Here is an 8,058-nt window from a genome sequence, read left to right as displayed (position 1 = left end):
CCACCGCCTCGGCCAGGATGGGATCGAGCTGGTGGGTGTCCAGAGGGATGCCCTCGGTTGGGCCGGTGGGGGTTTCCACCGGCTGGGTGAGCAGGGCGTCGGGGAGCTGGAGTTTCATCGCTTGATAAACCGACCTTTTTTGTCGCGTTTGGGCGTTTTGCGGGTACGGGCTGCACGTTTTTTTGCCATAATTTCACCTCCTGACCAGCAGGTAGAGTCCAATCAGCGCGGCCCCCACCCCCAGGCCGACCATGCCCACCCCCACCCCGGCGACGCCGGTGTCGCGGGCAGGCTGGGAGACCAGTTGGAAGGCGGCTTTAACCTCGACGGTGAAGCGGTAGGCAGCGTAAATCGCCCCGGCGATGGCGGCGATGGTAATGGCGATGGGAATCCAGAGGGCGGCGGGCTGGATCAGGTCGCTGTCCTGGGTCTGGGCGGCCTGCACCACCCGGAACTGGAGCACGTACTGTTGATTCAAACGGCCCCAGTCCACCACCTGTACGGTCTGGCCGAAGCGGGCCGAGAGGATGCGCTGGAGGTCGGCGCGGGTAGCCCGGCTGATGTCGCCGGTAATCGCCAAGGTGGCCTCGTAGAGACCCGGCTTTAGCTCCTGGTTTGTCCCGATCGGCACACGGGTAAAGGCCATACCCCCAGGCTGCCTGGGGCACCCTATATTTCAAGGCTGACTTAGCCGTCTGAGACAGACGGCTGAGGCTGACGCGGCGATAAAAGCTGTTGCAGCAGGGCAAACAGGGCAATAACCTTGGCGGCGGCGGCCTCCCCCACCCCGGGGAGGGCGGCCAGCTCCTTGATCTCGATCCCGTTGAGGTTGCGCAGGTCACCCCCGGCATGACCCATGATGCTTTCGGCGCTACGGGCATCGGCCAGCAGGACGGTCATCAGCTCGAGCTGCCGGGTGGCGTCGGGGCGCACGGGGTCTTTTTTGCGGGTGAAGCTGCGATAGGCCGAGCGGCCAATGTATCCCTTCTTAGGCTCCATGGTTACCTCAGGTTGAGCACCGGGCAGCCGTCGAGCTGCACGGCGGTGGCCGGGCCGGGGGTACGAACCCGGTAGACCCCGGCGCTACCGGCCTGGGTGGTGGAGGCGGTCAGGTTGCCCTGGTCGGTGTAGACCAGGATGCGCTCGGCAGCCCCGCTGATCTGCAGGCGCAGCTCGTAGTTGCCGATCCCCACCTGTTCGATCTGGGCAGTGCAGGGGCCGGTGTGAGCGGGTAGTAGGGGCGCGGGACTGCTGGCGGTGGGTACCGGGGCCTGGGCCTGCTGGGGGGTCTGCTCGGGTGCGGTCAGCAGGACACCGAAGTAGACCGCTATACCCAGCACGATCAGCAGGCGGAGGGGGTTGAGTCTTCTATCGTCCATGGCTCTCCTTCAGGGTAGCACCCGCGCGGGACGGGCTGCGGGTCAGATGCCAGCGCCCGCAGTGCGGGCAGCGGTAGACAAAGAGTTTGCAGCCGCGTTTGTTCCCGACCCCAGCAGCGGCAATCTGGGCGCTCAGCTCGTCGGGATAGGGCCGCTTGCCCGAGAGGGGGCAGCGCGGCGGCGGGCGCAGGGCCGCCGTGGGCTGGGGATGATTTGGAGATGGAAGAGGTGTATTTGCCCGAGCTGCGGGGCTACGACAAATCGCGGCTGTTTATTGTGCGGGTGCGGGGGGATTCTATGTCGCCCTACGCTTGCGATGCCCGAGCGGGGAAAGGTGGTGGCGGTCTGGCTGGCTGGGGATGGAGTCGTGATCAAGCGTTACCTGGGGGTAGAGAACGGCCTGCTGCTTTTTGGCAACGACAACCGTACCCACCGCGCAGTGTTCGAGGCACCCGAAGGCAGCACGGTGGTGGGGGTGGCGGTGGGACGGTACTTGAAGGGGTAGCTCTGGGCATGTGGCGGCCCAGCAGGTGAGTATGGGTCGCATTATCGTAAGAGCTTTATCAGTTGTGCGGGTCGGATGATTCGAGTGTTTTCAATCTTTTTGAGGGATAGCATATGCTCTTCGTCCAGGCTTACCAAATAGTTTGCCTTGCCCTTAGCGGCTATTACCAGTATCAGGTCATCGTCGGGGTCTGCCGAGAAGGTGTTAGTTGTGCCGTGCGCAATAAACTCAGCTCTCGCTTTCAGGGTATTGACCATGGCCCCGGCTTGTGCAGACCGGATGATGCTGTTGAACTTGGCATAGCGGCTCACCCGGCGCAACTCGGCAAGTTGGGTTGTAGAGGTGAGCAGGGTAAAGCACCCTTCTCTCCAGGCCCAATAAACACGGGCCACGCTGGAGGTAGGGGTAACGAGGGTGGCAATGTAGATGTTGGTGTCGAAAACTACCCGCATCACTTTTTGCGGGCCGTGCACACGGCATCTACTGCCATTTTGATAGCCTCTTTTTCGCTAATCTGGCTGGCTTTAGGCCCGGGCTTGCGCACTTCGGCATCCCAGGCAGATAGCTGGACGGCTTCATCCAGCATTTTCTCGAGCTCTTTGGCCCAGTTGCGCCCCTTGGCCCGCTTGAAAGCCGAGAGTTTCTTGCTGAGGTCGTTGGGCAGCAATACCACCATGAGGTCAGTGTAGCATGCCCCGGCGCGGCAACAAGGAGGGCTCCATCTACCGTCGTGCCGCTGGGTTGGCGCGGTTACGACTAGCTACAACCGTCAGGGCAACCCCGGCGAAAGGTGGTCTATGGCCAGACCAGGGCCGAGGTGAGGCGGAAGCTAGCCGAGCTGGTGGCCCAGGCCCATCGTGACAGTCTGGCTCAGCCGCAGAGCCGGGCCCTGCCCTCGCTGGATGATCCCCACTTGCACGATGCACTCGGGCACAAGCGCTTGCAAGCCATTCGGCCAACCCACATCCGGGCCTTTCTGGATGGCCTGGCCCTGCCGGCTCGCGGTATTCGCAGGGTTCGATCCCTACAGCGCTCCGCCTTTGAAGAGGCGGTAGCCCTGGAAATAATCCACCACAACCCGGTACAGCCGGTGCGTCTCAAACTACCCCCACCCACCCGCCAGGGCCGGGTGTTGGAGCCGGGCGAGCTGAGCTTGCTCCTGGCTGCCCTCAACGCCCAAACACTGGCCATACGCCGGGCCTGGACTGGGGGTGTTATGCGCCCTGCGGTCAGCCCCACCAAAAACCGCCGCAGTGAGCGACTGGTGCCGGTTCCCACACTATCCTGGCACCGGCTGATAACCTATCGCAGCCAGTTGGTGCAGGCGGGCTTCAGCGAGGCCACCCTGATACGGATGTGGCTATTCCCCAGCAGCAAAGACCCCAGCCGCCCAGTAGAGCCCAATGCCCCCAACTATGCCCTGCGACGCATCTGCAACTGACTAAACCTGGCGCCTGTCCGGGTGCACGACCTGCGCCACACCTACCGCTCGTTGCTCTTGGCCAGGGGCGCTCCACCAGTCGAGCTGGTCAGCGAGCGCCTGGGCCACAGCACGCCCATCATGACCCTGAATGTCTACCGCCACCTGCTGGATTCCGAGCGCCAGGGCTGGGTGATTGACCTCGAGGACGTGGCCCAATAAAATCTGCTACATTTTCTGCTACAAAACCGCAACCCCAGCAACAACGCTGGGGGTTTATGCTGTCCTGGACTTGGTGGAGCCGAAGGGATTCGAACCCTCGACCTCTTGAGTGCGATTCAAGCGCGCTCCCAACTGCGCCACGGCCCCAAGCGTTTGTTAGTGTAGCCGGGAGCGCGGAATGTGTCTAGCCTTCCTTCACCCTCACTTCGACGCGGCCCCGGCGGTCACGTACTTCTAAACTGGCCTTAGCCCGGCCCCGGCGGTACTCCGACTTGTAGCGACCCTCGCTGGCCTGGTGCCTGACCCTTGTCCAGCCCCTGGCAACGAGGTCGCGGTGATGGTAGCCATAAAGCCCGGCGACCCGGTCGCTCCGGTACACCACCCGCATCCCCAGGGGTTCGGGAACTCGTTCTACCACTATAATGCCCGGAACCAGCGCAATCCGCACATCTGCGCTGATGATCAGGGTTGGGGGGGGCGGGGTCTCAATTGTGACCCTAATCCGGGCAAAAGCCATTGAACCCAGCACAAGCACGGCGACAATCCACTGCATGCCCCTACCCTAGTCTCTGGATGCCAGTACCAGCATGTGAGGGAGGTTAATAGGCTTTTCACGTTCAACCTGAGCCAGCGTTGCCGTGCTGCTAGAATGAAGCCCGATGAACGATGTCTGGGATATGCTGAGCGAGCCCTTCCCACCCGAGGAGTTGCAGTGGCGCGTGGAAGCCTTATCCAAAGACAAGAGACGAGCCCTGGTTGTGCCGTATGTGGATGCCAGGATTGTGCTGGATCGCCTCGATGAGGTCGTGGGCACCAATGGCTGGCAGGACAACTATGTGGTGCTGCATGCGCCCCCACCAGAAGCCGCAGGCAACTATGCGGTGAAGTGCAGGCTCACCGTGATGGATATTTCCAAGGAAGATGTGGGTGAGGGGGATAGCTTCAAGTCTGCGTTTTCCGATGCGCTGATGCGGGCTGCGGTTAAGTTTGGCGTGGGACGCTTCCTGTACCGCCTCGATAAGCAGTGGGTTGACCACGACCCCGACACCGGGAAGTTCAACAGTCCCAGGGTGGATCTGGAGGCTTCTGTGCACAGCAGCCTTGATTCTGAGGCTCCGGCCCCATACCCCGGAGCCCGCGCAGACAGCACGCCCTCTCCGGCCGAGGCCAAGCCCGAACCCCAGGAACTTATAGACCGCCTGATCGAACGCCTCAAAGAAGCAGGTCTGGGCAAGCAGGCAGCCCAGATTGTGATGAGATATGGGGGGTATGGCAAACATCCTGACGAAACGCGTAAACTCTACGGCGAGTTGCGGGCTTTGCTGAAGGGGCAAGCCTCATGAGCAAAGGACATCTGTGATCAAGGTTATTGCCATCGGGGACTTGCACGCCGACTTTCCCAAGCTGTGGCGGGCTTTGAAGCATTCGTTTGCGGTTGGGGAGGACTGGCTCCCCTCCGACCCCCTCAGACGCGGTACATACCGTGTGGTCATGATGGGTGACCTGGTGCATCCCAAGCTGTTGGCCGACTACCGCCGCCTGACCGGGCTGGAGGATTACGACCCCAACAACCCCGACCACACGCGCATGGCGGCCAGGGCCCAGCTTCGGGAGTTGGTACGCATCAAACGCTTTCAGGAGGCCGCCCCCGAACACATCACCATTCTGATGGGCAACCACGACCATGCGGCCATTACCGGCGATATGGTGCTAGGAAACGCCCACCTCGAGCACAAGGAGTTTCACCCCGAGTTGGGTGGGGTGGCATTTCCCGAAGATTTGAAGAGCTGGTTTCAGACCTTTCCAGCCCAGATCAGTCTGCACGGCGTCAACTTTGCCCATGTGGGGCCTGTACCGTGGCTCCAAACCTACGATGAAATGTTTTACAACGGGCGCGAAGCCAAAGAGTGGTGGATTCACAATACCGACTACATAGAGCGCATGGGCTATCGCTTTGGCGTGTACGGGCATACCGTAATGAAAAACGGTATCTTGATTAAGGACAAACTGGCCTTAATTGATGCGCTCGACCAGGATCAATACCTGGAACTGATTCTCGATGAGGACAGGCTGGACTGGGAAATCGTGGAAATCCCGCCGGTGGGCGCGGCTGTCCAGTAAAGCGAGAGGAGGAGCGGCTATGCGCGGGAGAGGCCTGGAAGGACGCTAGAGGTTATGTGATTCGATTTTCACGTTCCTTACGGCCTTTTCTATATTTTGTATCTCTCCCCTGCTCGCCTGCTCGCTCGTCGTGAAGCTTACCTCACCCAGGGTCGTTCGGGATCTGCTGGATCGCTACGGTCTGCGGGCCGATAAGCGTTTTGGACAGAACTTTCTTGTCGAGCGGGGCTATCTGCAAAAAATCGTCGAGGCGGTGGGGCTCGAGCCAGGCCAAACCGTCTATGAGGTGGGGCCTGGGCTGGGAACCCTCAGTAGCGCCCTGGCCGAGGCCGGTGCAAGGGTGGTCAGCATCGAAATGGATCGTCGGCTCGAGGCCGTCTACGCTGAGACCCTGGCTGGACTGCCGGTGCAAATCATCTGGGGCGACGCGCTCACCTTTGACTGGACTGGAGTATCGCCCCGGAGCCTATTTGCCGGCAATTTGCCCTACAATATCGCCACCCCCCTGATCACCAAGCTGTTGCTTTCGGGCCGATTTCGCCGAATTGTAGCACTGGTGCAGAAAGAGGTGGCGTTGCGCATGACTGCCCAACCCGGAACGGCCGAATACGGCCTGCTCTCGTTGCGGGTGCAGTATCACGCACAGGCCCGGCGTATCGTGGATCTGCCTCCAGGAGCCTTTTTTCCACCCCCAAAAGTAACAAGTTCGGTGATTCGCCTCGAGCCCAATGCCAACCCAGATCATCCCGCGCTGTTCCGCTTGATCGAGGCAGCCTTCGCGCAGCGGCGCAAGACCCTGATCAACGCCCTCAAAGCAGGGGGTTACGCCTCCGAAGAGGTTTCCCAGGCCCTGCTGGCCCTAAATCTTCCACCTCAGGTTCGGGGTGAGGCTCTAAGCTTGCAGCAATTTGAACAACTCCTCGTTAGAATCAGCTAGCGCGGTTGCTATAGCAAGCAGCACGGCGACGACGCGGCGGTTTTTCGAGGCCTTAGAGCCGTGCGTTCGAATCGAAATGGCCCTGAGTCCCCCCCTTGATAGCGATTTCTCATATGCTTGGGGTAGGCTACTACCTATCGGGTTAATATGGCGCTAAACTGTAGTAAACCCTGCAAGCGGGAAACATAGGCTGGGAGGCCGGGATGCGGTTCTTTGTCGTAGGAGATGTATCGGTTGACTTAATCTATTTTCTCGAGCGAATCCCGGAGCCAGGCGAAGAGGTTCCGGCTCGGCGAGCCCTGATGAAGCCCGGAGGGGCCGGCGGTACGCTGGCCGCCCATCTGGCCAGCCTGGGGAACAAGGTATATTTGGCCAGCCGGGTGGGGGACGATCCTTTCCGAAGCGTGGCTCTGTCGCAATTAGAACAGGCCGGGGTTGACCTCAAATATCTGCAGGTTGATCCGGAGCAGACCACTTCTTCGATCCTGATTTTGCTGGTTCCTGGGGGCGAGCGCTCGATGATCTCGGCAGGGGGGGCCAGCCGTTTTCTGGATGTGGCCGAGTTCAAGGCCAGAATGTTTGATCAGGTGGATGGTGCGGTGTTTTCGGCCTATGCCTTTGTGGGAGGCCCGCAACGACAGTATGCCATCAACGCCCTGGATGCGGCTCGTAAACGCGAGTTGCCCATCTTCGCCGACCTCGGCACAGGTGCGGTGCGGGCCGCAGGCAGGGAGCTGCTCAACCTTCTTCGGGGCGTTTCTTACCTGTTGATGAACCAGGTTGAATTGCTGGCCCTGACGGGCAGCGCTTCCATCAGCGATGGGGTGAGCGCGCTCAAGGGCTGGGGCCTCGAGACGGTCATCGTAAAGGTGGGTGCACTGGGTTCAATTGTCATCACCCCAACCCGGCAAGAACTGGTAGAACCCTATCCGCTCGAAGAAGTAGTGGATACCACCGGCTCGGGTGATGCCTTTACGGCTACCTTCGCCCATGCCATCCTGCAAGGCAAAGACCCGTTTGTGGCCGCCCGCCTGGGCAACCTGGCTGGCTCTCTGGCGGCCACCGCTATTGGTGGGCAAGGTCGTCTAATTACCGAGAAAGACCTTTTGCAGGCCAGGTAGATTTTTGTATAAAGGCAACGCAGGCCTGGCCCTTACGAACCAAAGTACGTCCGAACGGACTCGAGCAAAGCCAGTCCCACGGCGCCGCTTTTTTCCGGGTGGAACTGTGGAGCGACCACATTATCTTGCGCATAGACGGCGGTAAAGTGGGTTCCACCATACTCGGTAACACCGATGCTACCTTCTACAAGCGGGGCAAAATACGAGTGCACAAAGTAGAAATACCGCCCCGACAGGTGCCGGAAAATGGCGTTGTATTCAACCGTATTCCACCCCATCTGCGGCACCCGCTGAGCTCTAAAACGGGCCAGGCCCACTGGCGCCAGCCCCAGTGCTGCGGTTCCAGGCGCCTC

General features: G+C 60.7%; 13 protein-coding genes, 1 tRNA gene and 1 pseudogene. 7 read left to right on the top strand and 8 right to left on the bottom strand.

Annotation, left to right across the window (positions count from 1 at the left end; translation table 11 throughout):
- Window positions 1–193: 193 nt before the first annotated feature.
- The 3 genes from Q0288_RS15100 to Q0288_RS15090 are packed head-to-tail and all read right to left on the bottom strand — an operon-like array spanning window position 194 to window position 1,379.
- Window positions 194–646 carry a hypothetical protein gene (locus tag Q0288_RS15100; protein WP_299432149.1) on the bottom strand — a complete coding sequence of 151 codons (453 nt, stop codon included), beginning with the start codon at window positions 644–646 and terminating at the stop codon, window positions 194–196.
- A gap of 41 nt (window positions 647–687) precedes the next feature.
- Complete coding sequence (locus Q0288_RS15095) at window positions 688–999, bottom strand: hypothetical protein (RefSeq protein ID WP_299432146.1); 312 nt, start codon at window positions 997–999, stop codon at window positions 688–690.
- Between the two features lie 2 nt (window positions 1,000–1,001).
- Window positions 1,002–1,379, bottom strand: a complete 378-nt coding sequence (locus tag Q0288_RS15090) for a hypothetical protein (protein WP_299432143.1) — start codon at window positions 1,377–1,379, stop codon at window positions 1,002–1,004.
- Window positions 1,380–1,695: 316 nt separating this feature from the next.
- On the opposite strand from Q0288_RS15090, the gene Q0288_RS15085 reads away from it, so the two are divergent.
- Window positions 1,696–1,884: a hypothetical protein gene (locus tag Q0288_RS15085; protein ID WP_299432140.1), complete on the top strand. Its 189-nt coding sequence runs from the start codon at window positions 1,696–1,698 to the stop codon at window positions 1,882–1,884.
- Window positions 1,885–1,925: 41 nt separating this feature from the next.
- On the opposite strand, the gene Q0288_RS15080 is transcribed toward Q0288_RS15085, so the two are convergent.
- Window positions 1,926–2,357 carry a putative toxin-antitoxin system toxin component, PIN family gene (locus Q0288_RS15080; protein WP_299432137.1) on the bottom strand — a complete coding sequence of 144 codons (432 nt, stop codon included), beginning with the start codon at window positions 2,355–2,357 and terminating at the stop codon, window positions 1,926–1,928.
- Window positions 2,336–2,560, bottom strand: coding sequence for a hypothetical protein (locus Q0288_RS15075; RefSeq protein ID WP_299432134.1), 225 nt, complete (start codon window positions 2,558–2,560; stop codon window positions 2,336–2,338). Before Q0288_RS15075 ends, Q0288_RS15080 begins: the two co-directional genes overlap by 22 nt.
- 141 nt (window positions 2,561–2,701) lie before the next feature.
- On the opposite strand from Q0288_RS15075, the gene Q0288_RS15070 reads away from it, so the two are divergent.
- The gene (locus Q0288_RS15070; RefSeq protein WP_299432131.1) at window positions 2,702–3,325 is read left to right on the top strand and encodes a hypothetical protein; all 624 of its coding nucleotides are present in this window, start codon (window positions 2,702–2,704) and stop codon (window positions 3,323–3,325) included.
- Window positions 3,326–3,346: 21 nt separating this feature from the next.
- On the top strand, window positions 3,347–3,526 hold the full coding sequence (locus Q0288_RS15065; protein ID WP_299432128.1) for a hypothetical protein: 180 nt from the start codon (window positions 3,347–3,349) through the stop codon (window positions 3,524–3,526).
- A gap of 71 nt (window positions 3,527–3,597) precedes the next feature.
- Here Q0288_RS15065 and Q0288_RS15060 read toward each other — a convergent pair.
- Window positions 3,598–3,673: transfer RNA gene (locus tag Q0288_RS15060), tRNA-Ala, on the bottom strand.
- A 37-nt stretch (window positions 3,674–3,710) separates the two neighbouring features.
- Window positions 3,711–4,079, bottom strand: coding sequence for a hypothetical protein (locus tag Q0288_RS15055; RefSeq protein WP_299432125.1), 369 nt, complete (start codon window positions 4,077–4,079; stop codon window positions 3,711–3,713).
- A gap of 106 nt (window positions 4,080–4,185) precedes the next feature.
- On the opposite strand from Q0288_RS15055, the gene Q0288_RS15050 reads away from it, so the two are divergent.
- The 4 genes from Q0288_RS15050 (at window position 4,186) to Q0288_RS15035 (ending at window position 7,705) form a co-directional block, all read left to right on the top strand.
- Complete coding sequence (locus Q0288_RS15050) at window positions 4,186–4,869, top strand: Rad52/Rad22 family DNA repair protein (RefSeq protein WP_299432122.1); 684 nt, start codon at window positions 4,186–4,188, stop codon at window positions 4,867–4,869.
- 16 nt (window positions 4,870–4,885) lie between these two features.
- Window positions 4,886–5,647, top strand: coding sequence for a metallophosphoesterase (locus tag Q0288_RS15045; protein ID WP_299432152.1), 762 nt, complete (start codon window positions 4,886–4,888; stop codon window positions 5,645–5,647).
- A 130-nt stretch (window positions 5,648–5,777) separates the two neighbouring features.
- On the top strand, window positions 5,778–6,584 hold the full coding sequence (gene rsmA / locus Q0288_RS15040; protein WP_299432119.1) for a 16S rRNA (adenine(1518)-N(6)/adenine(1519)-N(6))-dimethyltransferase RsmA: 807 nt from the start codon (window positions 5,778–5,780) through the stop codon (window positions 6,582–6,584).
- Between the two features lie 203 nt (window positions 6,585–6,787).
- Window positions 6,788–7,705, top strand: a complete 918-nt coding sequence (locus Q0288_RS15035) for a carbohydrate kinase family protein (RefSeq protein WP_299432116.1) — start codon at window positions 6,788–6,790, stop codon at window positions 7,703–7,705.
- Between the two features lie 32 nt (window positions 7,706–7,737).
- Here the strand turns inward: Q0288_RS15035 and Q0288_RS15030 are convergent.
- A pseudogene (locus Q0288_RS15030) lies at window positions 7,738–8,058 on the bottom strand (imidazole glycerol phosphate synthase subunit HisH); the annotation flags it as partial.

The organism is uncultured Meiothermus sp. (genome assembly GCF_937863175.1).
Taxonomy (GTDB): Bacteria; Deinococcota; Deinococci; order Deinococcales; family Thermaceae; genus Meiothermus.
This window is presented reverse-complemented; position numbering and strand designations above follow the sequence as displayed.